Annotated in this window: 23 protein-coding genes and 1 pseudogene; 10 read left to right on the plus strand and 14 right to left on the minus strand. The window is 71.0% G+C overall.

Annotated elements, in window-relative coordinates:
• Nucleotides 1-75 precede the first annotated feature (75 nt).
• Together FCI23_RS19735 and FCI23_RS19740 are read right to left on the minus strand one after the other, a co-directional pair.
• Nucleotides 76-561 carry a nitroreductase/quinone reductase family protein gene (locus FCI23_RS19735; RefSeq protein WP_246143842.1) on the minus strand — a complete coding sequence of 162 codons (486 nt, stop codon included), beginning with the start codon at nucleotides 559-561 and terminating at the stop codon, nucleotides 76-78.
• Nucleotides 558-1,856 carry an acyl-CoA dehydrogenase family protein gene (locus FCI23_RS19740; protein ID WP_136725242.1) on the minus strand — a complete coding sequence of 433 codons (1,299 nt, stop codon included), beginning with the start codon at nucleotides 1,854-1,856 and terminating at the stop codon, nucleotides 558-560. Before FCI23_RS19740 ends, FCI23_RS19735 begins: the two co-directional genes overlap by 4 nt.
• Before the next feature lie 44 nt (nucleotides 1,857-1,900).
• On the opposite strand from FCI23_RS19740, the gene FCI23_RS19745 reads away from it, so the two are divergent.
• The 3 genes from FCI23_RS19745 to FCI23_RS19755 all read left to right on the plus strand — a co-directional run bounded on the left by FCI23_RS19745 (nucleotide 1,901) and on the right by FCI23_RS19755 (nucleotide 4,384).
• Nucleotides 1,901-3,103 (plus strand): thiolase C-terminal domain-containing protein, encoded by a 1,203-nt coding sequence (locus FCI23_RS19745; RefSeq protein WP_136725243.1) that lies wholly within the window; start codon nucleotides 1,901-1,903, stop codon nucleotides 3,101-3,103.
• A 63-nt stretch (nucleotides 3,104-3,166) separates the two neighbouring features.
• Nucleotides 3,167-3,499 carry an SCO4225 family membrane protein gene (locus FCI23_RS19750; RefSeq protein ID WP_136725244.1) on the plus strand — a complete coding sequence of 111 codons (333 nt, stop codon included), beginning with the start codon at nucleotides 3,167-3,169 and terminating at the stop codon, nucleotides 3,497-3,499.
• A gap of 51 nt (nucleotides 3,500-3,550) precedes the next feature.
• Nucleotides 3,551-4,384 (plus strand): trypsin-like serine peptidase, encoded by an 834-nt coding sequence (locus tag FCI23_RS19755; RefSeq protein ID WP_136725245.1) that lies wholly within the window; start codon nucleotides 3,551-3,553, stop codon nucleotides 4,382-4,384.
• Between the two features lie 18 nt (nucleotides 4,385-4,402).
• On the opposite strand, the gene FCI23_RS19760 is transcribed toward FCI23_RS19755, so the two are convergent.
• Genes FCI23_RS19760 through FCI23_RS19770 form a run of 3 tightly spaced genes read right to left on the minus strand, consistent with a single transcriptional unit; the run spans nucleotide 4,403 to nucleotide 5,858 of the window.
• On the minus strand, nucleotides 4,403-4,990 hold the full coding sequence (locus FCI23_RS19760; protein WP_246143843.1) for a GNAT family N-acetyltransferase: 588 nt from the start codon (nucleotides 4,988-4,990) through the stop codon (nucleotides 4,403-4,405).
• Nucleotides 4,991-4,998: 8 nt separating this feature from the next.
• A complete protein-coding gene (locus FCI23_RS19765) occupies nucleotides 4,999-5,409 on the minus strand; it encodes a Zn-ribbon domain-containing OB-fold protein (RefSeq protein ID WP_246143844.1) in 411 nt (136 codons plus the stop codon).
• Nucleotides 5,406-5,858 carry a DoxX family protein gene (locus FCI23_RS19770; RefSeq protein WP_136725248.1) on the minus strand — a complete coding sequence of 151 codons (453 nt, stop codon included), beginning with the start codon at nucleotides 5,856-5,858 and terminating at the stop codon, nucleotides 5,406-5,408. The genes FCI23_RS19765 and FCI23_RS19770 overlap by 4 nt, the downstream gene beginning before the upstream one ends.
• 176 nt (nucleotides 5,859-6,034) lie before the next feature.
• Here FCI23_RS19770 and FCI23_RS19775 point away from each other — a divergent pair, with 176 nt between their 5' ends.
• From FCI23_RS19775 to FCI23_RS19790, 4 genes are all read left to right on the plus strand, one after another.
• Entirely contained in the window at nucleotides 6,035-7,180 is a 1,146-nt protein-coding gene (locus tag FCI23_RS19775) for a flavin-containing monooxygenase (protein ID WP_136725249.1), read from the plus strand.
• 175 nt (nucleotides 7,181-7,355) lie between these two features.
• Nucleotides 7,356-9,533 (plus strand): acetate--CoA ligase family protein, encoded by a 2,178-nt coding sequence (locus FCI23_RS19780; protein ID WP_136725250.1) that lies wholly within the window; start codon nucleotides 7,356-7,358, stop codon nucleotides 9,531-9,533.
• Nucleotides 9,534-9,609: 76 nt separating this feature from the next.
• Complete coding sequence (locus FCI23_RS19785) at nucleotides 9,610-10,431, plus strand: enoyl-CoA hydratase/isomerase family protein (RefSeq protein ID WP_136725251.1); 822 nt, start codon at nucleotides 9,610-9,612, stop codon at nucleotides 10,429-10,431.
• A gap of 74 nt (nucleotides 10,432-10,505) precedes the next feature.
• On the plus strand, nucleotides 10,506-11,114 hold the full coding sequence (locus FCI23_RS19790) for a flavin reductase family protein (protein WP_136725252.1): 609 nt from the start codon (nucleotides 10,506-10,508) through the stop codon (nucleotides 11,112-11,114).
• On the opposite strand, the gene FCI23_RS19795 is transcribed toward FCI23_RS19790, so the two are convergent.
• The gene (locus tag FCI23_RS19795) at nucleotides 11,104-12,420 is read right to left on the minus strand and encodes an MFS transporter (RefSeq protein ID WP_246143845.1); all 1,317 of its coding nucleotides are present in this window, start codon (nucleotides 12,418-12,420) and stop codon (nucleotides 11,104-11,106) included. The two genes, FCI23_RS19790 and FCI23_RS19795, sit on opposite strands and share 11 nt — an antisense overlap.
• 70 nt (nucleotides 12,421-12,490) lie before the next feature.
• On the opposite strand from FCI23_RS19795, the gene FCI23_RS19800 reads away from it, so the two are divergent.
• Nucleotides 12,491-13,459 carry a GlxA family transcriptional regulator gene (locus tag FCI23_RS19800; protein ID WP_246143846.1) on the plus strand — a complete coding sequence of 323 codons (969 nt, stop codon included), beginning with the start codon at nucleotides 12,491-12,493 and terminating at the stop codon, nucleotides 13,457-13,459.
• Between the two features lie 20 nt (nucleotides 13,460-13,479).
• On the opposite strand, the gene FCI23_RS19805 is transcribed toward FCI23_RS19800, so the two are convergent.
• The 4 genes from FCI23_RS19805 to FCI23_RS19820 are packed head-to-tail and all read right to left on the minus strand — an operon-like array spanning nucleotide 13,480 to nucleotide 18,174.
• Complete coding sequence (locus tag FCI23_RS19805; RefSeq protein ID WP_136725255.1) at nucleotides 13,480-14,535, minus strand: Zn-dependent alcohol dehydrogenase; 1,056 nt, start codon at nucleotides 14,533-14,535, stop codon at nucleotides 13,480-13,482.
• A gap of 26 nt (nucleotides 14,536-14,561) precedes the next feature.
• The gene (locus tag FCI23_RS19810) at nucleotides 14,562-16,046 is read right to left on the minus strand and encodes an aldehyde dehydrogenase family protein (protein ID WP_246143847.1); all 1,485 of its coding nucleotides are present in this window, start codon (nucleotides 16,044-16,046) and stop codon (nucleotides 14,562-14,564) included.
• A complete protein-coding gene (locus FCI23_RS19815; RefSeq protein ID WP_136725256.1) occupies nucleotides 16,043-17,233 on the minus strand; it encodes an acyl-CoA dehydrogenase family protein in 1,191 nt (396 codons plus the stop codon). Before FCI23_RS19815 ends, FCI23_RS19810 begins: the two co-directional genes overlap by 4 nt.
• A gap of 32 nt (nucleotides 17,234-17,265) precedes the next feature.
• Nucleotides 17,266-18,174 (minus strand): SDR family oxidoreductase, encoded by a 909-nt coding sequence (locus FCI23_RS19820; RefSeq protein ID WP_136725326.1) that lies wholly within the window; start codon nucleotides 18,172-18,174, stop codon nucleotides 17,266-17,268.
• A gap of 97 nt (nucleotides 18,175-18,271) precedes the next feature.
• Between FCI23_RS19820 and FCI23_RS19825 the strand changes: the two genes are divergently transcribed.
• Nucleotides 18,272-19,198: a cyclase family protein gene (locus FCI23_RS19825; RefSeq protein WP_136725257.1), complete on the plus strand. Its 927-nt coding sequence runs from the start codon at nucleotides 18,272-18,274 to the stop codon at nucleotides 19,196-19,198.
• Between the two features lie 23 nt (nucleotides 19,199-19,221).
• Here FCI23_RS19825 and FCI23_RS19830 read toward each other — a convergent pair whose 3' ends face one another.
• The 4 genes and pseudogenes from FCI23_RS19830 to FCI23_RS19845 form a co-directional block, all read right to left on the minus strand.
• A complete protein-coding gene (locus FCI23_RS19830; protein WP_136725258.1) occupies nucleotides 19,222-19,677 on the minus strand; it encodes an ATP-binding protein in 456 nt (151 codons plus the stop codon).
• 440 nt (nucleotides 19,678-20,117) lie between these two features.
• A complete protein-coding gene (locus FCI23_RS19835; protein WP_136725259.1) occupies nucleotides 20,118-21,056 on the minus strand; it encodes an acyl-CoA dehydrogenase in 939 nt (312 codons plus the stop codon).
• An 89-nt stretch (nucleotides 21,057-21,145) separates the two neighbouring features.
• A pseudogene (locus FCI23_RS19840) lies at nucleotides 21,146-22,255 on the minus strand (acyl-CoA dehydrogenase family protein); the annotation flags it as partial.
• A complete protein-coding gene (locus FCI23_RS19845) occupies nucleotides 22,246-23,442 on the minus strand; it encodes an amidohydrolase family protein (protein WP_136725261.1) in 1,197 nt (398 codons plus the stop codon). The gene FCI23_RS19845 and the pseudogene FCI23_RS19840, both read right to left, overlap by 10 nt.
• Before the next feature lie 119 nt (nucleotides 23,443-23,561).
• On the opposite strand from FCI23_RS19845, the gene FCI23_RS19850 reads away from it, so the two are divergent.
• Nucleotides 23,562-25,148 carry a class I adenylate-forming enzyme family protein gene (locus FCI23_RS19850; protein ID WP_136725262.1) on the plus strand — a complete coding sequence of 529 codons (1,587 nt, stop codon included), beginning with the start codon at nucleotides 23,562-23,564 and terminating at the stop codon, nucleotides 25,146-25,148.
• The last annotated feature ends 48 nt before the right edge of the window (nucleotides 25,149-25,196 follow it).

Raw genomic sequence — 25,196 nt, forward strand, 5'->3', positions numbered from 1 at the left:
CGAACGCAGGCCGCACCCGGCGCCAAACCGCACCCCGGCCAGTGGCAGCCACACCGGACTCCCGCCGGACAGGCCCTAGCGCGGCGTGAGCCGGAAGAGCCGGATCTCCCGGGCAACCCGGGCCGCGTAGGCAGCGTACGGCGGCCAGAAGCGCAGTAGCGCCTCCCAGGCGGCCTCGCGCTCGGCCCCGCGCAGGAGCTCGGCGCGCACAGGGATGTCGCGGCCTTTCCAGCTGATCTCAGCGTCCGGATGCTTCAGCAGGTTCGCTGTCCAGGCAGGATGGTCCGGCTGCCCGAAGTTGCTGCCGACCAGCACAAACGTGCCGTCGGCCACGGGCATGCACGCCAAGGGCGTACGGCGTGGCAGCCCGCTCTTCGCGCCTGTGGCGGTCAGCACGACGCCTGGCAGCAGCTGCGCGCTGATCAGCACCTTTCCGCGAGTGAGGCGGTGCACGAACACGTCCATCGCGGGTAGGACGTGCGGCGCCACCTTGGCGAAGCCGCGCGTCGAGGACACCCTCTGCACAAGCCGCACGAGTCCTGCCGGCTTCCTCATGCTCATGCTGCCACCAACCCCAACCCCAGATTCTCGAAGAGCCGCGCCTGCCCGGCAGCCCGGGCCCGCAGGGCATACCCGGGGCCGAACAGCAGTTCGTCCGAAACCGCCCTCTTGAAGTACAGGTGGGCATGGTGCTCCCAGGTGAAACCGACTCCGCCGTGCAGCTGGATCGCCTCGCCCGCGACAGCACGCAGTGCCGCCAGCGCCTCCGCCAGCGCGAGCGGGCCACTGACGGCTCTGCCGTCGTCCGTGTCGCACCCGGCGTAGTACGCCGTCGAACGCGCGGCCTGTAGCCGTACGTAAAGATCGGCCAAACGGTGCTTGACCGCCTGGAAGGAGCCGACAGGCCGCCCGAACTGCTCCCTGGCCCGGACATATGCCAGGGTCGTGGCAAGCGCCTGGTCCGCCGCGCCGACCGCTTCGGCGGCGATCGCAGCCGCCGCGAGAGCACCCGTAAGGGCGAGGGCGGGCCCCGGATCGGGACCGTCGGCCGCATCCGCCGCCACGTCCGCCGCCGCGTCCGCCGCCTCGACGCCGCCGAGGGGCTCCGCGGGCACGTCCCGGAGTTGGATCCGCGCCTGGGCCCGGGTCTCGTCGAGGGCGGTCAGCCTGGCGCGTACGAGGCCGGGCGCGCCGCCGTCGACCAGGAAGAGCCGGATCCGGCTGCGGGCGTAGCCGCCGGTGTGCGCGGCGACCAGCAGCAGCCCGGCGGTATGGCCGCCGAGGACCTGCCCGGCCTCGCCGTAGAGCCGCCAGGGGGCGCCTGGGGCATGCCTCGCCTGGATGCCGCCCGCACGGCCGTCTCCGGCCCAGTCGCCGCTGACCCGGTCGCCTCCGGCCCAGTCGCCGCTGACCCGGTCGCCACCGGCCCCGTCGCCGCTCGGAGCGGTGAGGCCGAGGGCGGCACCCAGGGGGCAGGGCACCGCGAGGGCAGCGGTGACCGCGCCGGAGGCGATACGCGGGAGCAGGGCGCGCCGCTGGGCGTCGGTGCCGAGCGCTTCGATCAGGGGGGCGGCCAGCACGGCCGTGGGAAACAGCGGGGAGGGCAACAGGGCTCGCCCGGTTTCCTCGCAGGCCAGCACCAGCTCCGTGGGCCCGAAGCCGGCGCCGCCGTACTCCGCCGGAAGGGCCATCCCGGGCAGGCCGAGCGGCCCGGCGAGCGAGCGCCACAGGGCCTCGTCGTAGCCGGCGGCGGTGCGCACCGCCGCCTTGACCTCGTCGGGGCCGCAGCGTTTGCGGAGCAGTTCGCGCAGAGTGCGCCGGATCTCTTGCTGCTCATCGGTGAACGCGGCATCCATCGGTGGGCTCCTCCCCGGCACAAATCTGATGTACCGTCAGATACATGTCCCAGGGTAGCCGCAGTGGCCGCGAACGCAGCCGTACGGGAAGCCGCAAAGTCGCGGTCGTAGGAGTCGCGCTGTCGGACTGCGGGCGGGTCGACGACGCGACGCCGTACGCACTGCACGCGCAGGCCGCCCGCCGGGTGCTCGCGGACTGCGGACTGCCGCGCCACGCCATCGACGGCTTCGCCTCCGCGGGACTCGGCACCCTCGCGCCCGCTGAGGTCGCCGACTATCTGGGCCTCCGTCCCACCTGGGTCGACTCGACGTCCGTCGGTGGCGCCACCTGGGAGGTCATGGCGGCGCACGCCGCCGACGCGATAGCCGCGGGCCATGCCCGCGCCGTCCTGCTCGTCTACGGATCCACCGCCCGCGCCGACCTCAAGGCGGGCCGCCGCACCGCGAACCTCTCCTTCGGCACGCGCGGGCCGCTGCAATTCGAGACGCCTTACGGCCACACGCTGATCGCCAAGTACGCCATGGCCGCCCGGCGCCATATGCACCAGTACGGCACGACACTCCCGCAGCTCGCGGAGATCGCCGTCCAGGCACGCGCGAACGCGGCCCGCAACCCCGAAGCCATGTATCGGGCCCCGGTCACCGTCGACGACGTACTGTCCGGCCCGGTGATCGCCGACCCGTTCACCAAACTGCACTGCTGCATCCGCTCCGACGGCGGCTGCGCGGTGCTGCTGGCCGCCGAGGACTACGTGGCCGACACCGCGAAGGCGCCGGTGTGGGTCCTCGGTTCCGGCAGCGCCGTCTCGCACACCGCCATGTCGGAGTGGGAGGACTTCACGGTCTCCCCGGCCGCCGTTTCGGGCCGGGCCGCCTTCGCCCGCGCGGGCGTCTCCCCCGCCGACATCGATTTCGCCGAGATATATGACGCGTTCACATACATGACCCTGGTGACCCTTGAGGATCTCGGCTTCTGCCCCAAGGGCGAGGGCGGCGCCTTCGTGGAGAAGGGCCGCCTCACTATCGACGGCGAGCTGCCTGTCAACACCGACGGCGGCGGGCTCTCCGCCTGCCATCCTGGCATGCGCGGGCTGTTCCTGCTGGTCGAGGCGGTCCGCCAGCTGCGCGGCGAGGCGGGTGAGCGGCAGGTGCGGCGGGCCGGCGGCGGGCTCCCGGAGCTCGCGGTCGCTTCCGGCACGGGGGGTTGGTTCTGCTCTTCCGGCACTCTGGTGCTGGGCCGGGGCTGAGACTCGTACAAGTTGAGTATCACTACTCATGCCGCACCGGGCGGGCGCTGCGACGCTCAGCACATGGACGACAACCTGGGCTCCGCCCGCAAGATCGTCGCGACAACCGTCGGCAACCGGGCATCGGCGGTCTACCTGGCCATCGTCTTCGCCGGTCTCGCGTACGCCGGGATCGCCATGTTCGTATACGGTCCGGACGCCGCGATGGCCGGAGTCGTACCGGCGCTGCTGACAGCTCCGACCAGCCTCGCTCTGATCGGGCTGCCGATCGTCGAAGCGCACGCAAACGGCCTGGTCATCGTCATCGTCGCTGCCCTGGTCAACTCCACGGCGATCGGACTCCTCGCGCGCCGGCTGGGTCGCCCCGGCCGGGCGATGACGCTCCCGCATCGTTAGCCACGGGCGTAACGACCGCCCATACACGGCGACGCTCGTTATTCTGTCCGCATGCTCAAACGGCTCGCCCCGCTCCTGGCTTGCGCGGTCATGCTCGCGACGTTCCTCAACGGTCGCGAGGAGCCCGCCGCCACCCCCGCCTGGACCAACAGCGCCGCTGCCCGCTTCTGGACCGCCGACCGCATGGCGGACGCCATACCGGCCTCCTCCGGTACCGCCGCCCACTTCGAGGGCATCCCCACTGTCGGCGTGCTCTTCTCCGTCGACGACGACATGCACGCCCACTACTGCACCGCCAGCGTCGTCCACAGCCCCAACCGGGACCTGATCCTCACCGCCGCGCACTGCGCCCCCGGCACCAACACCGCCTTCGTGCCGCAATACACCTCCGGTGCGAAGCTCCAGCCTTTCGGCGCCTGGGCCGTCGCCCAGGTCTACTCCGACTCCCGCTGGACCTACTCCGGCTCCGGCTCCGACTACGACGTCGCCTTCGCCCGCGTCCAGGCCGACGCCAACGGCGACCGCATAGAGGACCTCACCGGCGCCAACCTCCTCACCCCGACACCCTCCTACCGGAACAAGGTCACCGTCGTCGGCTACGCCGACGAGGACGCCGACGCCGACCCGTCCGGCGAGGCCATCGCCTGCACCACCACAACCTCGCAACTCGCCGACCACGATCAGCTCCGCATCGACTGCGGCGGCTTCTACAGCGGCACCTCCGGCAGTCCCTGGCTCCTCGGCTACAACCCCCTGACCCACACCGGCGAAGTCATCGGTCTCATCGGCGGCCTCAACGGTGGCGGCCCTGACGACCGCACCTCCTACAGCCCCCGCTTCGGCACAGCCGTCCAGCAGCTCTACGCCCAGGCCACCAAGGACTAGACAAGGGCCGGACAAAGGCTAGGCACGAGGCGCGGGTGCCGGGTCGGTGGAAAGGCGGGCGTGGAGGTGAATGTCGCGCATGCCCCCGGCAGGGTCGATCATCGCGCCGCGAAGCAGACCCTCGAAGGCGTAGACGCAGCGGTGGGCGACCCCGCAGGAGGCCTCGTTGCCCACCGCGTGACCCAGTTCCAGGCGGTGCAGGCCGAGGTCGCGGAAGGCCCAGCGACTGACCGCCTCCAGGGCCCTGGAGGCCACCCGGCGGCCCCTTGCCTCGGGGAGCACCCAGTAGCCGACCCGGCCGCAGCGCATCCTGAAGTCGATCATCGCGACACCGATGTGGCCGAGGACGATCCCGCCCTCGGCTCCTTCCCCGTCTCCGTTCCCGTCCCCCGTGACGGCGTACGTCGCCATGGTGCCGCGTTCCCAGCCCTCGGCCCGCTCGCGGATGAACCGGATCGCGTCGTCCTCGTCGTGAACGGGGTGCAACGGGCTGTTCCAGCGGCGGAAGTCCGGGTCCGTGAGCCCTCGGAGGGCAGCGTGGCGATCCGTCTCCTCCCATGGCCGCAGCAACAGTCCGTACGCCTTGAGCTCAACAGGAGTCAGCACACAATCATTCAAACAGTCGGCCGGAAGACCCGGAAGACGGGGACGGCCGTGCCGTCGGCTCCTCCGGGGCGGAAGTGAACGTACAGGTCCATGCCGACGCGCAGCGCGAACCCGGGGCATCCGACAACCTCGGTCATCATGCGGGGCCCCTCCGCGAGGTCGACGACGGCGGCGGTGTACGGCAAGCGCCCGGAGAAGGGCGAAAGATCGTTCATGTGTACGACTGACCACGTGTAGAGCGAGGCGCGGCCACTCGCCCGCTCCCAGTGGACGTCCTCGCTCCAGCAGCGCGGGCAGAATTCGCGCGGGTAGTGGTGCGCGGCTCCGCAGCCGGCGGCGTGGCAGCGGCGGATGAGAAGCCGGCCCTGGTTCGCGGCGTCCCAGTAGGGGCGGGTGAAGGCGTCGGCGTCGCGGGTCACAGGAAGAGCTCCCAGGCTCTGTCGAGGGACCAGGTCTGCCAGCTCATGGCGAGGAGGGCGACGAGCGAGATGAGCGCCATCATCGCGTTCTGCCCCTGCTCGGCCCAGTCGTGGATCATCAGCACGAGGTAGAGAAGGTTGAGTGCGAGGCCGCCGGCCAGGGCGATGGGGGTGAGCAGACCGCCCGTCAGCCCGAGGCCGATGGCCAGTTCGGCGTAGACCACGACATACGCCATCACCCTGGGGCGCGGTGCGACCACCGCCCCGAAGCCGCCCTGGACGAAGCTCCAGCGGTGCTTCGCAGCGACATCAGCCGCCCACGCGATCCCGGTGCCGCGCCGGAGCCAGCCCTTCTTGTCCTTGTGCCGCCAGCTCTCCAGCCACCACAGGCCGAGGCCGATGCGCAGCACGGCAAGCCATTCGGCTCCGGTCAGCCAGATCGTCCGCATTCATCTGACGATACGTCAGTCAATCGGATGCGGAAAGCCCGGTGCGAAAAAGCCCGGTGCGGAAAAGCCCGGCACGGAAAGCCCTCAGCGCAGACGGCAGCCGCCGCTGGCTACGCTCACCTCCAGCACCACGCCCGCCCCTCACCCTTCACCTTCGAAACGCCCCGGGAGTCTCCATGACCGGCACCAACACCGCATCCCCTGACGCGATCGTCATCGGCGCCGGGCCCGGCGGGCTCGCCACCGCGGCCGCACTCCAGGGACTCGGCGTACGCACGCTCGTCCTGGAGCGGGCCGAGGCCGTCGCCGCGTCATGGCGGAAGCACTACGACCGCTTGCACCTGCACACCACGAGACGGTTGTCCGGGCTGCCCGGATTCGCGATCCCGCGCGCCTACGGCCGCTGGGTCGGGCGGGACGACGTGATCCGCTACCTGGAGCAGTACACGGCCTTCCACGGCCTGGACATAGCCACCGGCATCGAGGCCTCCCGGATCGAGCGGGCGGAGGACGGGACCTGGCTCCTCCCGGCCACCGGCGGCCGCCGGCTGACCGCCCGCGCCGTGGTTGTGGCCACCGGCAACAACCACACCCCGCACGTGCCGGAATGGCCCGGCCGGGACACGTACAGCAGGGAGCTGCTGCACGCGGCCCGTTACCGCAACGGGCAGCCCTACGAGGGCCGGGACGTGCTGGTCGTCGGCGTCGGGAACACGGGAGCCGAGATCGCGGTCGATCTCGTCGAGGCGGGTGCGGCCCGGGTGCGGCTGGCGGTGCGGACAGCGCCGCACATCATGCGGCGGGCCACGGCCGGGTGGCCGGCCCAGGCGACCGGGATCCTGGTGCGGCGGCTGCCGACGCGACTGGTGGACCGGGTGGCACCGTACGTCGAGAAGATCAGTGTGCCGGACCTTTCGGAGTACGGGCTGCCCCGCCCGGACAGCGGCCTCTACTCGCGGGTACGGGACGGGGCCATCCCGGTCCAGGACGTCGGAATCATCGCGGCGGTGCAGGCACGGAAGGTCGAGCCCGTCCCGGCCGTCGAAGGCTTCGACGGCGACAAGGTGCTGCTCGCGGACGGTTCGAGCATCGGGCCGGATGTCGTCATCGCCGCCACCGGCTACCGCCGGGGGCTGGACGAACTGGTGGGCCACCTCGGCGTCCTCGACGGGCACGGCCGGCCCACCGTGCATGGCGCGCGCACGCCGCCCGGCGCGGCAAATCTCTACTTCACCGGCTTCACCAATCCCATCAGTGGCATGTTCCGCGAAATGGCCATCGACGCCCAGAAGATCGCCCGCGCCGTCGCCAGGGGCAAGTGACCCCGGCGATTACGCCCAGCCCGTACTTCCGGTCCGCGATACCGATCCGCAACCCCGGCCGGTAAACCCCGGCCGGCAGCCCGGCCCGCTCCCGCTACTTCCTGACTACCAGTCAGTTCAGTAACCTGACAGTACGTCAGTTCTGTTGACCCTCGACCAGGAGCGGGCGGCCCCCATGCTTGGATCGACCTACAGCACCCGCGATACCGGCCCCGGGCGGCCCACGCGGCACCCGGACGACCTGGATGTGAGCGGCCGCCCGTTGCACTCCGCCGTCCCGGACCTGGACCGGCTCTTCCGGCCCCGGACCGTCGCCGTCGTCGGTGCTTCCGACACCGAGGGCCGGCCGAACACCGGCATCACCCGGCAGCTGCTGGCCTGGTCCGAGCGGGTAGGCGCCCGGCTCTTCCCGGTCAACCCAGGCCGGAAAGCCGTCTTCGGCCTGCCGTGCCACGCTTCGGTCAGCGACCTCCCGGAGGCCGTCGACCTGGCGGTGCTGCTCGTCGCCGATCCCCTTCCCGTCATCGAACAGCTCGGCGGGACCGGGACCCGCTTCGCCGTGGTCTTCGCAGCCGGGTTCGCCGAAACCGGCGAGGAGGGCGCGGCGGCCCAGGACCGGCTTGCCCAGGCCGTCGCCCGCGCCGGGCTGCGACTGCTCGGCCCGAACACCAACCTCAACGCCTTTGAGAGGTTCCGGGACGACCTGACCGGCCCGGCCATCGCCCTCATCACCCAGTCCGGCCACCAGGGCCGCCCCCTCTACACCCTCCAGGAACTCGGCATCCGGCTCAGCCACTGGGCCCCCACCGGCAATGAGGCCGATCTGGAGATCGCGGACTTCATCTCCTATTTCGCGGAGCGGCAGGAGATCGGCGCCATCGCGGTCTACGCCGAAGGCCTCAAGGACGGCCGCTCCTTCGCCCTCGCCGCCGACCGCGCCGCGCGCAACAAGGTGCCCGTCGTCATGGTCAAGGTCGGCCGCACCGAGACCGGGGCTCGGACCGCCGCCTCCCACACCGGCAAACTGACCGGCTCCGACGCCGTCGTCGACGCCGCCCTCAGGCAGTACGGCGTGATCAGGGTCGACGGGCTCGACGAGCTTCAGGACACTGCCACGCTGCTGGCGCGGGCCCGGCCGCCGGTGAGCGACGGCGTGGTCGTCTACTCCATCTCCGGGGGCACGGGTGCCCACTTCGCCGACCTCGCTTCGGCGGCCGGGCTTCCGCTGCCGGCACTGAGCGACGCCAAGCAGGCCGAACTGCACCAGTGGATACCCTCCTACCTGAATGTCGCCAACCCCATCGACAACGGCGGCCACCCGGTCGGCGACTGGCGCGGCCGCAAGATCATCGACGCGGTCCTCGCCGACCCGGACGTCGGTGTCCTCATCTGCCCGATCACCGGACCGTTTCCACCCATGAGCGACAAACTCGCGCAGGACCTGGCCGATGCGGCGGAGGCGACCGACAAGCTGGTGTGCGTGGTGTGGGGCTCTCCCCTCGGCACCGAGGACGCCTACCGCACCACTCTCCTCGGCTCCTCCCGCATCGCCACCTTCCGCACCTTCGGCAACTGCATCACCGCCGTCAAGGCCTACCTCGACCACCACCGCTTCACCTCCTCCTACCGCTCGCCCTTCGACGACGCCCCCCGGACCCCCTCCTCCTCCGCCCGCAAAGCACACGGCCTGCTCAGCCCCGGCCGCCGGCTCAGCGAACACGCGGCCAAACAACTCCTCCGGGCCTACGGGATCCGCGTCCCGCGCGAGCACCTCGTCACCAGCGCGGCCGGATCCGTCCGCGCCGCCGCACTCGTCGGCTACCCCGTCGTCATGAAGGCCTCCGGCCCGCACCTCACCCACAAGACAGAACTCGGCCTTGTCAAGACCGGCCTCACCTCGGCCAGCCAGGTCCGTGACGCCTATCGCGAACTCGCCGACATCGCCCGCTACGAAGCCATCGACCTCGACGGCATCCTCGTCTGCCAAATGGTCGGACGTGGCGTCGAGATGGTCGTCGGCATCTCCCCCGACTCCCTCTTCGGCCCGACCGTCACCGCCGGACTCGGCGGCACACTCGTCGAAGTCCTCAGCGACACCACCGTCCGTGTCCCGCCCTTCAGCCCCGGCACCGCCCGCGCCATGCTCCGCGACTTGCGCGGCCGGCGGCTCCTGGACGGCGTCCGCGGCGCGCCCCCGTCCGATATCGACGCCCTCGTCGACACCATCCTCCGTGTCCAGCGCATGGCCATGGAACTCGGCGACAGCCTCGCCGAACTCGACATCAACCCCCTGATGGTGCTCCCGCACGGCCAGGGCGCGGTCGCGCTCGACGCCCTGGCCATATGCCGGTGACCCTCGCGGCACGGGCGCGGTCGGGTCGCACCGAGCCCGGCATGCCTTGTGTCGTACGACAAGGAGCCACATCCCCATGACATCTCCCTCCGGGAAACTCTCCGTGACGACAGTTGTACTCCAAGCCACTGACAACGCCGTCTCGTGGATCACGCTGAACCGCCCCGAGGCCATGAACGCCCTCCTCCCCGAGCAGCGCGAACACATCATCGGCCTGCTGGAGGCCGCCTCCGCCGACCCGGACATCCGGGCTGTCGTCCTCACCGCCACGGGGCGGGCGTTCTGCGCGGGCGCGGATCTGCGCGGCGGCTCGGCCGGGACCGGCGGCGAGCGCGTCCCGGGCGATGTGGCCCGTACGATCCAGCGGGGGGCGCAGCGTCTCGTCGCGGCGGTGCTGGACTGCGAGAAGCCGGTGATCGCCGCTGTCAATGGCACCGCCGCCGGGCTCGGCGCGCATCTCGCCTTCGCCTGCGACCTGGTACTCGCCGCCGAGAGCGCGAGGTTCATCGAGGTGTTCGTCCGCCGCGGCCTTGTCCCGGACGGCGGCGGTGCGTATCTGCTGCCCCGGCTGATCGGCGCGCAGCGCGCGAAGGAGCTGATGTTCTTCGGCGACGATCTTCCGGCGGCCGACGCCGAACGCCTCGGCCTGGTCAACCGCGTCGTCCCCGCCGACGATCTGAACAAGACCGCCCGCGCCTGGGCCGAGCGCCTCGCCTCGGGCCCGACTCGAGCGCTGGCACTCACCAAGCAGCTGGTCAACTCCTCGTCCGACGCAGACCGGGCGACCGCGTTCGCCGCCGAGGCGGCCGCCCAGGAGCTCAACATGACCACGGCCGACGCCCTGGAAGGCGTCCAGGCGTTCGCCGAGCGGCGTGCGCCACACTTCCGCGGCCGCTGACCGCCGCCTTCCTTGCCGGCGGGCGGTACGGCCGGTGCTCGGCGGTCTTCCGATCTGACGCATCGTCAGGTTAAATGGGCGATGTGATGGGACACGCAGCGATGGCGGACGCCGCTGTTCGCTACCTGAGATCGGTCGGGGCGCCCACGGCGGCGGCCCCCGTCGAGCCGATGCCGCCGCCGGAGCTGCGGGCGGTGCGGCCGGACGAACGGACGCCGGTCGGCCAGGGAGAGTTCCGGCGGGTGCTGGGAAACTTCGCGAGCGGGGTGACGGTGGTGACAGCGCCGGGACCGACGGGGTTCGCGTGCCAGTCGTTCGTCTCGTTGTCGCTCGAACCCGCGCTGGTGGCGTTCATGGTGGGCCGTACGTCGGCGACGTGGCCGCGGATCGCCCGGGCGGGGGTCTTCTGCGTCAACGTGCTGGGAGCGGACCAGGAGGAGGCGTGCCGGGCGTTCGCGGTCAGCGGGGCGGACAAGTTCGCGGGAGTGGCGTGGGACCCGGCGCCGGTCAGCGGGTCTCCGCGCATAGTGGGTGCCCCGGCGTGGATCGACTGCGCGATCCACTCGGTGCACACAGGGGGCGACCATCTCGTCGTGGTGGGCCGGGTCGATGCTCTGGGCTGTGCCGACGACGGCGAGCCGCTGCTCTTCCACAAAGGCCGGTTCGGCCGCTTCACGCCATAGCGGCGGGCGCGCCGGCCACGGTGGTCCGGCGCCGGATCACCAGCGCCATCAGTGCGGCGATCGCGCACAGGCCGCCGGAGCTGTACCAGACGACGTCGTAGGTGCCGAAGGAGTCACGGACCAGCCCCGCGACGAAGGCGACGATCGCCGCACCGATCTGGTGCGAGGCCAGCACCCAGCCGAAGACGATCGGCCCGTCGGCACCGAAGTGCTCGCGGCAGAGGGCGACGGTCGGCGGTACGGTCGCGACCCAGTCGAGGCCGTAGAAGACAATGAAGAAGAGCATCGTCGGGTGCACGACGTCCGAGAAGAGCATCGGCAGGAACATCAGCGACACACCGCGCAGCCCGTAGTAGACGGCGAGCAGCCGCCGGGCGTCGAAGCGGTCGGTGAACCAGCCCGAGGCGATGGTGCCGACGACGTCGAAGATCCCGATGACGGCCAGCAGGCTGGCTGCGGCGGTGACGGGCAGGCCGTGGTCGTGTGCGGCGGGCACGAAGTGAGTGCCGACCAGGCCGTTCGTGGAGGCGCCGCAGACGGCGAAGGTGCCGGCGAGCAGCCAGAACACCTTGGTGCGGCCGGCGGTGGTGAGCGCGCCCAGGGCGCGGCGGGCAGCGCCGGTGGAGGAGACAGCCGGGGTCGCGTAGTCGGGCCCGGCACCGTAGGGGAGCAGACCCACGTCCTCGGGGCGGTCGCGCAGCAGCCACAGGACGAGCGGTACGACGGCGAGGGCGCAGAAGGCAACGGTGAGCGCGGCGGTGCGCCAGCCCGAGTGGTCCACCAGGATGGCGACAAGTGGCAGGAAGACCAGTTGCCCGGCCGCGCCGCCCGCGGTGAGGATGCCGGTGACCAGGCCGCGGCGGGTGATGAACCACCGCTGTGCGATGGTGGCGGCGAAGGCCAGCGCCATGGAGCCGGTGCCGAGGCCGACGAGCAGGCCCCAGCAGAGCATGAGCTGCCAGGCGGAGGTCATGAAGACGGTCAGGCCGCTGCCCGCCGCTATAAGGAGGAGCGCGCAGGCGACGATGCGGCGGATGCCGAAACGCTCCATGAGAGCGGCCGCGAACGGCGAGGTAAGACCGTAAAGCAGCACATTGATGGAGACGGCTGCCGAGACCGTGCTGTGCGACCAGCCGAACTCAGCATGCAGCGGGTCGATGAACACGCTCGGCGTAGCGCGGAAGCCGGCCGCACCGACCAGGGCGACGAAGGCCACCCCGGCCACGAACCAGGCGCGGTGCGGGCCGCGGCGGCGGACTTCGGCCGGTGCGGGTACGGATGCGGAGAGTCCGGGGGTCTGCGTCACCCTGACAGCTTCGGGCAGTCGCTCACGGCAAACGAGTGGCCTGATGGCCATGATGTGCAAGGATCGGGCCATGGCCGCCACACCGCACCGCATCGCCGTCGTTGCACAGCACGGCGTGATCCCCTTCGAACTGGGCATCCCCGCCCGGATCTTCGGCGGCGCCCGCACGCCCGAGGGAAAGGGCCTCTACGAGGTGCGGACCTGCGCCCCGTACGGCCCAGGGCCGGTCCGCACCGACGCCGACTTCGAGGTCAACGTCCCGCACGGGCCGGAGCCGCTGGCCGATGCCGAGACCGTGATCTTCCTCGCCTCGCACGAGCGGACCAGCTCCCACACCGAGGGCCGCCTCAGTGAGGAACTCGCCGCCGCCTTCGCCCTGATCCGTCCGGGCACCCGGCTGGTCTCCATCTGCACCGGCGCCTATTTCCTCGCCGCCGCCGGGTTCCTCGACGGACTGCGCGCCACCACCCACTGGAACAGTGCCGTCCACTTCCAGCAGACCTTCCCGCAGGTCAAGGTCGACCCCGATGTCCTTTACGTCGACAACGGCGACATCCTGACCTCCGCAGGCGTCGCCGCGGGCATCGACCTCTGCCTCCACCTGGTGCGCCGGGACCACGGCACCGCCGTCGCCAATGTCAGCGCCCGCCGTACCCTTGTCCCTCCGCACCGCGAGGGCGGCCAGGCCCAGTACATCCAACGCCCCGTCCCCGACGGCGGCCCGGCGACCACCGCTACCGCCCGCGCTTTCGCCCTGGGCCGCCTCGACCGGCCGCTGGCACTGCGCGAACTCGCCGATATGGAGTCGATGAGCGTACGCACCTTCACCCGCCGCTTCCGTGAGGAGACCGGCGTCAGCCCCGGCCAGTGGCTCACCCAGCAGCGCGTCGAACGCGCCCGCCAGCTCCTGGAGTCCAGCGACCTGACGGTGGATCGGATCGCCCGCGAGGCGGGCTTCGGCACGGCCGCCTCCATGAGGCAGCATTTGCAGGCTGTGCTCGGCGTGTCGCCCAGCACATATAGGCGCACGTTTCGCTGAGGCGGCACCGGCGAGCGCGGTCAGAAGACCAGCACCGCCCGCGCCACCCGGCCGTGCTCCGCGTCGTCCACGGCCTTAGCGAAGTCCTCCACCGGGTAGGTGCGGCTGACCAGTTCGTCGAGAAGCAGCCGCCCGTCCCGATACAGGTCCGCGTAGAGCGCGATGTCGCGCTGCGGCCTGGACGACCCGTAACGGCAGCCCAGGATCGCCTTGTCCAGATACATGGACGACACCAGGAAGGACGCCTCCGCGTCGGCGGGCGGCACCCCGAGCAGGATCGCCTGCCCGTGCCGGTCGAGGAGATCGACGGCCTGGCGGATGAGGCCGGCGCTGCCGACGCACTCGAAGACGTGGTCGGCGCCGCGCGGCAGCAGCTCCCTGACCGCGGCGGGCGAGCCGACGAAGTCCGTGGCACCGAACTGCCGGGCCAGGGGCTCCTTCGCCGGATTGTTGTCCACGGCCACGATCCGCCGCGCGCCGGCGATCCGCGCGCCCTGGAGCACATTGAGCCCTATGCCGCCGGTTCCGATGACGACGGCCGTCTCGCCGATCCCGATCCTCGCCCGGTTCAGCGCGGCGCCGACGCCGGTCAGCACTCCGCAGCCGATCAGCGCGGCGGAGGTGAACGGCAGCTCGGGCGGAACCGGCACCGCCTGCACCGCCTTGACGACGGTGCGTTCCGCGAAGGCCGAGTTGGACGCGAAGTTGAACAGGCGCTGTTCGCCGCCCTGCCTGGTGAAGGGCCGTCCTGGCCGCCCGATGGCGCTGCGGCACATGGTCGGGCGGCCACGGTCGCAGTCGGCGCACGTACCGCAGTTGGCGAGGGTGGAGAGCGCGACATGGTCGCCCGGGGCGACATGGCCGACACCGGGTCCTATCGATTCGACGGTGCCGGCGCCCTCGTGGCCGAGCACGACCGGCACCGGGAAGGGGATGGTGCCGTCGATGACCGACAGGTCGCTGTGGCACAGCCCGGCGGCCCGGATCCGGACCATCACCTCGCCCGGCCCGGGGTCGCGCACCTCCAGGTCGTCGACGACCTGGGCGTTCGTACCGTCGAAGATGACGCCTCTCATACCCCTCTTCACCGCTTTCGCCGACTTCACCACACCACCGCCTGGAGCTCGCTGTAGGCCTGCAGGCCGAACGACCCGCCGTCCCGCCCGACGCCGCTGTCCTTGAAGCCGCCGAAGGGCGCCTCGCTGTGCCGCTGCACGGTGTTGATGCCGACGTTGCCGCTGCGCAGCCGGGCGGCGAGATGCCATGCGCGGCCCGTGTCGGCGGCGAAGACGTAGTCGTACAGGCCGTACGGGGTGCCGTTGGCGATCTCCACGGCCTCGTCCTCCGTCCGGTAGGGGATCGCCACGACGACCGGGCCGAAGATCTCCTCCTGGGCCACCGTCATGTCGGGGGTCACGTCCCCGATCAGCGTGGGGGCGGCGTAGAAGCCCAGTTTGAGGTCGGGTCGGTCGCCGCCGGTCACCACTCGGGCGCCCTGCTCGCGCGCGCCCGCGATGTACGCCTCGACACGGTCACGCTGGGCGGAGCTGATCAACGGGCCGACGACCGTGGAGTTATCCACAGGGCTCCCAATTTTCAGAGAGCGGGCGTATGATTCAAGAGCAGTGATCACATGCTCGTACTGGTCCCGGTGCACCAGCACTCTCGTCGGTGCTGTACAGATCTGACCCGAATGGAATGCCCATGTCGAACCGACAGCTGATACCGCACATCTGAGGACCGAGGCGTCCGCGTCGGGCAGGACGACCGCCGCTCCCTTGCCGCCGAGTTCCATCAGGGTCCGCTTCATCGTCGCGCCCGCCGAAGCCGCGATCGCCTTCCCGACCGCCGTCGAGCCGGTGAAGCTGATCATGTCGACGCCTGGGTGTGCGACAAGCGCCTCGCCCGCGACCACTCCCGTGCCGGTCACGACATTGAACACCCCGTCCGGCAGCCCGGCTTCACGCATGATGCCGCCCAGCAGCAGACACGTCAGCGGGTCCTGCGGGGCCGGCTTGGCGACGACCGTATTGCCCATCGCCAGGGCGGGCGCGACCTTGCCCGCCAGATTCGCGAGCGGAAAGTTATAGGAGGTGATGCAACCGACCACACCCACCGGACGCCGTACCGACGCCGCGCCGATCAGCCCGCCCGGGGCGAGCGGGGTGGACCTCATCGGCTGCGGCGCCAGCGGGACCGTCCCCGGCTCGACGGCACCACGGGCGTAGCGGCGGAACCGGTCGGCCGCCGGCGGCACCTGCATCGCCTTCGTGACGCGGATCGTCGCGCCGGTCTCCGCCTGGAGCAGCGGCACGAGTTCCGCCGCGCGATCGGTGATGGCGTCAGCGATCCGGTCCAGCACCGCGGCACGCTCCACCGGGGCGGTACGGGACCAGCTGTCGTACGCCGCGCGGGCTGCGCGCACCGCCGCGTCCACATCCGCCCGGTCCGCCTGCGGGGCGTGGCCCACAGTCTCCTCCGTCGCCGGGTCGGTGATCGCGTAGTGGCCCGCGGCAGGCTCCTGCCAGTGCCCGGAGATCCAATGCCCGTATGTCCTTGCACTCGTCGTCCTCAGACCCGTTGTCACACCCGTGGCTCCTTCGGGAGGCCGAGCACCCGCTCGGCGATGATCGTGCGCTGGATCTCGTCCGAGCCGCCATAGATCGTGTCCGCGCGGCTGAAGAGAAAGGAATACTGCCTGTCGTCCAGTTCGTACGGTTCCGGCTCCGACCAGTCCGTCGGGCCGAGGGCCGCGGCCGGACCGCTCACGGCCATGGCCAGTTCGCCGAGGCGCTGGTGCCAGCCGCCCCAGAGAAGCTTGGCCACGCTGGGCGCGCCTGGGTCCTCGGCGCCGGGGGCGCCGGAGGTGCCCGGGTTCCCCCGGGTCCCTAGGGTCCGCAGGGCGTTCCACCGCATGGTCTTCAGCTCGGCCCACTGACGGATGATGCGGTCGCGCAGGACGGGGTCGGCGGCGGCGCCGGATGTGACGGCGTGCGCCACGATGTCGCGCAGTTCGCGCTCGAAGCCGATCTGCTGGACGAGCGTGGACACTCCACGCTCGTAGCCGAGCAGTGCCATGGCGACGCGCCAGCCGTCGCCTTCGGCGCCGACGAGGTTCTCGGCGGGCGCGAGGGCTCCGTCGAAGAAGACCTCATTGAACTCGGCGGTCCCGGTGAGCTGGCGGATCGGCCGCACCTCGACGCGGCCGGGCTGCCGCATGGGAACCAGCAGGAAGCTCAGACCGTGGTGGCGGGCGGCGGCGGGGTCGGTCCTGGCCAGGACGAAGCAGAAATCGGCGTGCTGGGCGAGGGAGGTCCAGATCTTCTGGCCCGTGACACGGTAGCTGCCGTCGGTGTCGCGGCCTGCCGTGGTTCGAATCCCTGCGAGATCCGAGCCGGCGTCCGGCTCGCTGTAGCCCTGGCACCAGAGTTCCTCACCACGGGCGATGGGCGGGAGGAAGCGGTCGCGCTGCGCTTGCGTGCCGTGGGCCAGCAGTGTCGGCGCGAGCAGATTCTCGCCGATATGGCCGGCCCGGCCCGGGGCGCCGGCCCGCGCGTACTCCTCGCCCCAGGCGACCTGCTGGGCCGGGGTGGCCCGGCGGTTGCCGTAGTCGCCGTCCCAGCCGAGGCCGATCCAGCCTGCCGCGCCGAGTTCGCGCTCCCAGGCCCGGCCGTTGGGTCCGCCGGATCCGCCCGGCCCGGCGGCGTGTTCGGCGAGCCAGGCGCGGGCTTCCGCGCGGAAGGCCTCCGCCTCCGGGCCGAGGGTGAAATCCACGGTGCGCTCCCTTCGTGTGTCGCGCCGGAGAACTAGGCGTTGGGCCGTCCGTTGGCGGCAGCGGCGCGCCTCATCTCTTCGAGCTGCGCGAGCATCGGCATGGGGTCCACGCCGACGCTTCGGGGAAGGAAGTCCGCGATGCGCTCAGGCGTCCAGGGGCCGTCGCAGGCGTAGGCGGAGCGGAGTTCCCGGGGCTGGGCCCAAACAGCGATCTTGGGTCCGGCGACGGTGTAGACCTGCCCGGTGATGTCGTGGGCGCGCCCGGAGAGCAGGTAGACGACGAGAGGGGCGACGTCCTCCGGCTCGCCGATTTCGGTGAGTTCGGTTGGCACGCCGGCGGACATGCGGGTGCGGGCGACGGGGGCGACGCAGTTGGCGGTGACGCCGTAGCGGTGCAGGCCGAGGGCGGCGCTGCGCACCAGGGAGATGATGCCTCCCTTGGCGGCACTGTAGTTGGCCTGGGAGACGCTGCCCTGGTGGTTGCCGCTGGTGAAGCCGACGAGGCTGCCGGAGCCCTGCTTGCGCATGGCCGCGGCGGCCGCGCGGAAGACGGTGAAGGTGCCCTTGAGGTGGGTGGCGATGACGGGGTCCCATTCCTCCTCGGCCATGTTGAAGAGCATGCGTTCGCGCAGGATGCCGGCCACGCACACAGCGCCGTCGATCCGCCCGTATGTGTTGACAGCGGTCGAGACGATGTGCTCGCCGCCCGCCATGGTGGAGACGTCGTCCACCACGGCAACCGCGTCGCCGCCCGACGCGGTGATCTCCTTGACCACGGCGGCGGCCACCTCACCGCTGGGCGCACGGCCGTCGACGGCGACCCCGTAGTCGTTGACGACCACGCTCGCGCCCTCCGCCGCGCAAGCGAGTGCCACCGCGCGCCCGATGCCCCGCCCGGCACCGGTCACGACGACGACTTTCCCGGCCAGAAATTTACCCATGTTGCCCACGTCGTTGCCCACGTCGCGTCCCGCCCCTTCCAGAGTTTCTGACGGACCGTTAGATTCAGGATTCTAGGCCTACGACCAGGAGGCGTCGATGCCACTGCCGGCCGAGTTCCACGACATCGCGAAGCGCGTCAACAACTGGGGCCGCTGGGGCGCGGCCGACGAGATCGGCACGCTCAACCTCATCACCGACGAAATCGTCCGCGTCGCCGCCGGCACCGTCCGCTCCGGACGCCGGATCCCGCTCGCGCTCCCCCTGCGGCAGGACGGCGTGCAGACCGGAATGATCCCGGGCCGGGTCAACCCGCTGCGGACGATGGTGGCGCTGAACTTGGAGATGTTCGGCCCCGGCACCGTCGCCACCAATGACGACATAGTGACGATGGGACTGCAGGCCGCCACCCACTGGGACGGCCTCGCTCATGTCTCGCACTCCGGCCGGATCTACAACGGCCGCCCGGCCGGCACTGTCACCGCCCACGCCGGAGCGGCCTTCAGCGGCATCGCGACGATGACCACGCTCACCTCACGCGGCGTACTGCTCGACGTCGCACGTGCCAGGGATCTCGACCGTCTCCCCGGCGGCCACGCCGTCACGCCCGGGGATCTCGACGCCGCCGAGGAGCTGGCCCGCACCACCGTCCGCGCCGGCGACATCGTGCTCATAAGGACAGGGCAGATGCAGGTGTATCTGGCCGGGGACCCACAGGGCTACGCGTTTCCGTCGCCCGGCCTTTCGCTGCGGACGCCTGAGTGGTTCCACGCGCGGGATGTCGCGGCAGTCGCCAATGACACGCTCACGTTCGAGATCTTCCCGCCGGAGGTCGAGGATCTCTGGCTGCCGGTCCACGCGCTCGACCTGGTGGAAATGGGCATGCCACAGGGCCAGAACTGGAACCTGGAAGCGCTGTCGCAGGCCTGCGCCGAGGCCGGACGGTACGAATTCCTGCTGGATGCCACACCCGAGCCCTTCGTCGGCGCCGCCGGAAGCCCGGTCGCACCGGTGGCGGTGCTCTGAAGAGCGGCTACATGAGCGAGCGGCTATGTCAGCGCCGCGGCGGCCTGCGGCGGCACCGAGGTCCCCGGGAGCGCCGAACGGTCGATCTCGCACCAGATCTGCTTGCCGGCCCCTTCGGGCTGCCAGCCCCAGCGGTCGGCGAGCCCGTCCACCAGCTCCAGGCCGCGGCCACCGGTCTCGTCCCGGTCGGCGTGCCGCTGCCGGGGCGGGCAGTCGCTGACGTCGGCGACCTCCAGCCGTACCGTGCCGTGATCGACGCCCTGCGCGGCGGACGGGACAAGCATGCGCAGCACAGCCGGGCAGCCGGTGTGCACAACCGCATTCGTCACAAGCTCGGAGATGAGCAGGATCAGCGTCTCGGCGAGCGGCTCATCCGCCCCTATACCGGAGCCCAGGAGCCGCGAGCGCGCCCAACGACGGGCCCGCCCCACTTCCGCGGGGTCGGGACCGACCTCAAGTTGAACCTGAAGCACCTGCACCGCTCACACCATCCGAACCGGCGGACACATCGCCTCGCACATCGACGAGGAGACCACTGAGATCACCGTGTGTGACCTCATCAATACACAGCATGATTGACTCGTAGTCACCCCAACAAGGGCTTCGGGCATATTCCAGCGCAAAGGAGTATGCGCGGTGCATACTGTGCGGTGCTCTTCACGAGAATTCGAACAACAAAGCCCGGAAGGTGCCCAGTTCAGACGGGCAGCACACACCGCCGCAGCGGCAGCCACTTTGGCCCCACTGGGATAGTTGCGTCCCAGAACTACTCGCACCCGATGGAGCGTACCCGAGGAGGACCCCGACTCCACTGCGTGACAAGTCACACCTCGGACACAACCTGATATCGCCACTTGATCACCACTTATCCGCGATGAATCCGGCACAACGCCAGAAAGCACCGCATATCACCCATCGCCTATCCTGCCGCCCGCGCAGTCGCCCACCCCGTCACCCGGTCGCCCAACTGCTCCGCGAGCATCTCTTCGTACGCGGCCGCTCCCCCACCCCTCGCCGCCAGCACCCACGCCCGTTTGATGTGCAAATGCACCTCTGCCTCCCAGGTGAACCCCATCCCCCCGCAAACCTGCAGGCAGTCGCGCGCATTACGAGCCGCCGCCTCGTCCGCCAGGAGCTTCGCCGCAGCCGTCTCGTACCGGTCGCCGGTCACCGCCGCCGCGTACACGGCGGTACGGGCCAACTCCAGCCGTACGAGCATGTCCGCGCACAAGTGCTTGACCGCCTGGAACGCCCCGATCGGCTGCCGGAACTGCTCACGCGTCCGCGCGTGTTGTACCGCGATCTCCAGCGTCCGCGCCGCACTGCCCACCTGTTGCGCGGCGGTGAGCAGCACGGCTTCGCCGCTCGCCGGCGCCACTGGGCCGCCCAGTGCGCGGTGCAGCGGGGTGAGCGGGTCCACCGAGCGGATCGGCTCGGCCGCCTCGTACGACCCGAGTACGTGATCGGCCTCCGCCAGCCACTCGATCAGCTCGCCGTCCACGACCGTGACCACCGTTCCGCCGGTAGCCGCACCCGGCACCAGCCCCGCCGCCAGGTGCGTGGCCACCAGAGGGCCGGGCAGCAGGAGCCGCCCGGCCTCCTCGAACAGCAGCACCGCCTCCGGCGTCCCGAGCGCCGCGCCCCCGGCGGTTTCGGGGAGACGGAGTGAGAAGAAGCCGCCGGCTCCCAGCCCGCGCCACAGCGCGCGGTCGAGCCGGGGCGCCGGCCCGCCGCTGGTCCCGGCGGGCGCAGCTTCGGCCAGCGCCTCCCGCAGTCGCTCGGGCGGGAAGAGCCTGGCAAACATCTCGCGGGCGCCCGCCCGCAGCGCGCTCTGATCGCTGGTGAGCCGGAAGTCCATGGTCAGCGCTCCTCGGTCCGCCGGTCCGGCCGCCGGTCCGGCCGCTGTTCCGGCCGCCGGTCCGGCCGCCGGTCCGGACCCCGCCCCGGCCCCTTCGGCAGGCCGAGGATGCGCTCGGCGACGATGTTCTTCTGAATCTGCGAGGTCCCGGCCGCGATCGTGTACGACAACGACGACAGCCGCCCGGCGGTCCACTCATGTTCGCCGTCCAGCGCCAGCGACGGCCCCAGCACCTCCGCCGCCGCGTCGTACAGCTCCTGCCGCGCGTGCGAGTAGCGCAGCTTGAACACCGAGCCGCCGACGCCCGGGGCGCCCTGGCTGACGTTCCACTGCGTGAGCCGCCACAGCACCGAGAACTCCGCGGCCAGCCGCCCCAGCCGCCGCCGCAACGCCACATCGTCCCAGCGGCCGTTCGCCCGCGCCGCCCGCGCCACCTCGCCCAGCACCCGCCGGCAGCCGACGACCTCGCCGACGAAGGCCGTGCCGCGTTCGAAGGACAGCGTCACCATGGTCACCCGCCAGCCGTCGTTCTCCTCCCCCACCCGGTTGGCGGCCGGCACCCGCACCCCGTCCAGGAACACCTCGGCGAATTCGGCCGTCCCGGCGAGGGTACGCAGCGGCCGCACCGTCACCCCTGCCGAGGACATCGGCAAAGCCAGCCACGAAATCCCCCGGTGCCCCGGGGGGCCGGTCCGCACCAGCAGCTCGCACCAGTCCGCGACCTCCGCGTGCGAGGTCCAGATCTTGCTTCCGCTCACCACATACGTGTCCCCGTCCCGCACCGCCCGGGTCCGCAGTCCCGCCAGGTCCGAACCGGCCTCCGGCTCGCTGAACCCCTGGCACCACACCTCGTCCCCGCGCAGGATCGGCGGCAGCCACCGCCGTCGCTGATCGGCCGTTCCCTCGGCGGCGATCGTGGGCCCGGCGTGCAGCAGCCCGACGAAGTTCGCGCCTGTATAGGGAGCCCCGGCCTGCTCGGTCTCCTCCAGGAAGATCAGCCGCCGTACCGCCGGGGCATCCCAGTGCGCCTCCGCGTACCCGGCGTCGTACAGCATCCGCTGCCAGCCGGTGTCGTACGCCCGCCGCGCAGGCCAGTCCGCCGGGTCGGGCTTCGGCGGAAGCTTCGGCAGTACCTCACCGAGCCATGCCCGCAGCCCGTGCCGGAAGGATTCTTCCTCCTCGGTATATGTCAGGTCCAACGGTCCGGCTCCAGCCCCAGCATCCGGATGGCGTTGCCGCGCATGAGCTTGTAGACGGTCTCGTCGTCCAGCCCCTTCACATGGTCGAGCGCGACCTCCTTGGTGTGCGGGAAGGTCGAGTCGACATGCGGATAGTCGGTCTCGAAGGTCGCGTTGTCACGCCCGACGACATCGATCGACGCGACCCCGTGCATGTCGCGGAAGAAGCAGCAGAACATCTGCCGGTAGTAGTACGTCGACGGCGGCTCCGGGATCAGGTCCCGCACCCCGCCCCATGCCCGGTGCTCCTGCCACACGTCGTCGGCGCGTTCCAGGGCGTACGGGATCCAGCCCATCTGCCCTTCGCTATAAGCGAGCTTGAGCGTCGGGAAGCGCACCAGCACCCCGCTGAACAGGAAGTCCATCATCGACGCCATGGCGTTGTTGAAGCTCAGGCTGGCCTGCACGGCGGGCGGGGCGTCCGGCGAGGCGGCCGGCATCTGGGACGACGAGCCGATGTGCATGTTGATGACCGTGCCGGTCTCCTGGCAGACGGCGAAGAAGGGGTCCCAGTACCCGGAGTGGATGCTCGGCAACCCCAGATAGGTGGGGATCTCGCTGAAGCACACCGCCCGCACCGCGCGCGCGGCATTGCGGCGGATCTCGGCTACGGCAAGCTCCACGTCCCACAGCGGGATCAGGCAGAGCGGGATCAGCCGCCCGCCGCTGTCCCCGCACCACTCCTCGACCATCCAGTCGTTGTAGGCGCGTACGCAGGCGAGCGCGACCTCTTTGTCATGCGCCTCCGCGAAGGTCTGCCCGCAAAAGCGCGGGAAGGTCGGGAAGCAGAGTGAGCCCTCGACATGGTTGAGATCCATGTCGGCCAGCCGCGCCTTGGGGTCCCAGCAGCCGCGCCGCATCTGCTCGCGGGTGATGCCCTCCAGCGTCATCTCGTCGCGGTCGAAGCCGACGGCCGCGATGTTCCGCTTGTACGGGAACTTCAGGTCCTCGTAGATCCACCAGTCGGTCGGCGGTCCGTCCGGGTCCATCGTGATCCGGTACTTCCCGGCGACGTACTCCAGCTCGCCGATCCCGGCGGTGAGCGGCCGCGGGCCCCGTTCGCGGTACTTGGCGGGGAGCCAGGTCTCGAAGAGGTGCGCAGGCTCGATCACATGGTCGTCGACGCTGATGATCCGGGGCAGTTCCATCGGGCCTCCCCTATTTTCTGACTGACCGTCAGATATAAGGTACGCGTACGACACCGAACGCGCATCCCCCGAGAAACCGGCGAGCCCACGGACCGTCGGCCGAGGCAGCGGAGGGCCCCATGCCCGCACCCACCCCACCGCACATCCCGCACACCCGGCGCACCCTTCACACCCCGCGCACTCCGCACGAACTGAGCGCGTCCCCCACCCTCTGGGCCCTCATCGCCGCCCGCGCCGCACTCACCCCGGACGCCCCCGCCCTCCTGGACACCGACGACCGGCGCCTCACCTTCGGCGGGCTCGCCATCCGCGCCGAGCGCGTCGCCGCCGGCCTGTACGACCTCGGGGCGCGCCCGGGCACCCGGTTCGCCTGGCAGCTGCCGACCCGTATCGAGTCCGTCGTACTCTCCGCCGCCCTCGCCCGGCTCGGCGCGGTACAGACGCCGGTCATCCCCATCTACCGCGACCGCGAGGTCGGTCACATCCTCGGCCACACCCGGCCGGACTTCTTCGCGATACCCGGCCCCGGCACCTGGCGCGGCTTCGACTTCGTCTCGATGGCCCACCGCATCGCCCTCACCCTGCCCGAGCCGCCGCTCGTCCTCACCGCCTACGACGGGCTCCCCGACGGCGATCCCGCGGTCCTCCCCGCCCCGCCCGCCGACGACACCGGCACCGCCGTCCGCTGGATCTACTGGACCTCCGGCACCACCTCCGCCCCCAAAGGCGTCCTCCACACCGACCGCAGCCTCATCGCCGGCGGCGCCTGCCTCGGCCACGCCCTCGACATGCGGCCGGACGACGTCGGCTCGATCGGCTTCCCCTACGCCCATATCGGGGGCCCCGACTACCTCGTCATGCTGCTCCTCTACGGTTTCCCGGCCCTCCTCGTCGAGCACTTCGCGCTGCCCGACGCGCTCCCCGCCTACCGCCGCCACGGCGTCACCATGGCCGGCGGCAGCACTGCCTTCTACTCCCTCTTCCTCGCCGAACAGCGCAAGCAGCCCGGCAAGCCCCTCATCCCCACCCTCCGCCTCCTCTCCGGCGGCGGCGCCCCCAAGCCTCCCGCGCTCTACCACGAAGTCGCCCGCGAACTCGGCTGCCAACTCACCCACGGCTACGGCATGACCGAAGCCCCCATGATCACCATGGGCTCCCCCCGCGACCCCGCCGACCGCCTGGCCACCACCGAGGGCCGCCCGCCCGCGGGCATGCGACTGCGCTTCGCCTCCGACGGCGAGGTCCTCCTGCACGGCGAAGCCGTCTGCCACGGCTACACCGACCCGGCCCTCACCGCCGAAGCCTTCGACTCCGACGGCTTCTTCCGCACCGGCGACCTCGGCCGGCTCACCGAAGACGGCTACCTCGTCCTCACCGGCCGCCTCAAGGACGTCATCATCCGCAAAGGCGAGAACATCTCGGCGAAGGAGATCGAGGAACTCCTCTACGCCCACCCCTCCGTCGCCGACGCCGCCGTCATCGGCCTGCCCGACCCCGCCCGCGGCGAACGCGTCTGCGCCGTCATCGAGCAGCCTCCCGGCTCCGAACCCCTCGCCCTCGCCGACCTCACCGCCTACCTGCGCCAGGCGGGCCTCGCCACCCACAAACTCCCCGAGCAGCTCGAAGTAGTCGACGCCCTGCCACGCGGCGGCACCCTCCGCAAAGTCCTCAAGTACCAACTGCGTGAGCGCTTCGCCAGGTCGTGATCGCACTGTGCGGCCCGATGCGGGAAGCTTTGACACCACTGAAGGCAG

It is taken from the genome of Actinacidiphila oryziradicis (assembly GCF_005047355.1).
GTDB classification, from domain to species: Bacteria; Actinomycetota; Actinomycetes; order Streptomycetales; family Streptomycetaceae; genus Actinacidiphila; species Actinacidiphila oryziradicis.

Excerpts from the sequence above, each read along its gene's own strand:
- FCI23_RS19780 (WP_136725250.1), top strand. The coding sequence starts at position 7,356 with ATGCTTGGATCGACCTACAGCACCCGCGATACCGGCCCCGGGCGGCCC.
- FCI23_RS19800 (WP_246143846.1), top strand. The coding sequence starts at position 12,491 with ATGGCCGCCACACCGCACCGCATCGCCGTCGTTGCACAGCACGGCGTG.
- FCI23_RS19750 (WP_136725244.1), top strand. The coding sequence starts at position 3,167 with ATGGACGACAACCTGGGCTCCGCCCGCAAGATCGTCGCGACAACCGTC.
- FCI23_RS19785 (WP_136725251.1), top strand. The coding sequence starts at position 9,610 with ATGACATCTCCCTCCGGGAAACTCTCCGTGACGACAGTTGTACTCCAA.
- FCI23_RS19775 (WP_136725249.1), top strand. The coding sequence starts at position 6,035 with ATGACCGGCACCAACACCGCATCCCCTGACGCGATCGTCATCGGCGCC.
- FCI23_RS19790 (WP_136725252.1), top strand. The coding sequence starts at position 10,506 with ATGGGCGATGTGATGGGACACGCAGCGATGGCGGACGCCGCTGTTCGC.
- FCI23_RS19755 (WP_136725245.1), top strand. The coding sequence starts at position 3,551 with ATGCTCAAACGGCTCGCCCCGCTCCTGGCTTGCGCGGTCATGCTCGCG.
- FCI23_RS19740 (WP_136725242.1), bottom strand. The coding sequence starts at position 1,856 with ATGGATGCCGCGTTCACCGATGAGCAGCAAGAGATCCGGCGCACTCTG.
- FCI23_RS19805 (WP_136725255.1), bottom strand. The coding sequence starts at position 14,535 with ATGAGAGGCGTCATCTTCGACGGTACGAACGCCCAGGTCGTCGACGAC.
- FCI23_RS19735 (WP_246143842.1), bottom strand. The coding sequence starts at position 561 with ATGAGCATGAGGAAGCCGGCAGGACTCGTGCGGCTTGTGCAGAGGGTG.
- FCI23_RS19770 (WP_136725248.1), bottom strand. The coding sequence starts at position 5,858 with ATGCGGACGATCTGGCTGACCGGAGCCGAATGGCTTGCCGTGCTGCGC.
- FCI23_RS19820 (WP_136725326.1), bottom strand. The coding sequence starts at position 18,174 with ATGGGTAAATTTCTGGCCGGGAAAGTCGTCGTCGTGACCGGTGCCGGG.
- FCI23_RS19845 (WP_136725261.1), bottom strand. The coding sequence starts at position 23,442 with ATGGAACTGCCCCGGATCATCAGCGTCGACGACCATGTGATCGAGCCT.
- FCI23_RS19850 (WP_136725262.1), top strand. The coding sequence starts at position 23,562 with ATGCCCGCACCCACCCCACCGCACATCCCGCACACCCGGCGCACCCTT.
- FCI23_RS19745 (WP_136725243.1), top strand. The coding sequence starts at position 1,901 with ATGTCCCAGGGTAGCCGCAGTGGCCGCGAACGCAGCCGTACGGGAAGC.
- FCI23_RS19825 (WP_136725257.1), top strand. The coding sequence starts at position 18,272 with ATGCCACTGCCGGCCGAGTTCCACGACATCGCGAAGCGCGTCAACAAC.
- FCI23_RS19835 (WP_136725259.1), bottom strand. The coding sequence starts at position 21,056 with ATGGACTTCCGGCTCACCAGCGATCAGAGCGCGCTGCGGGCGGGCGCC.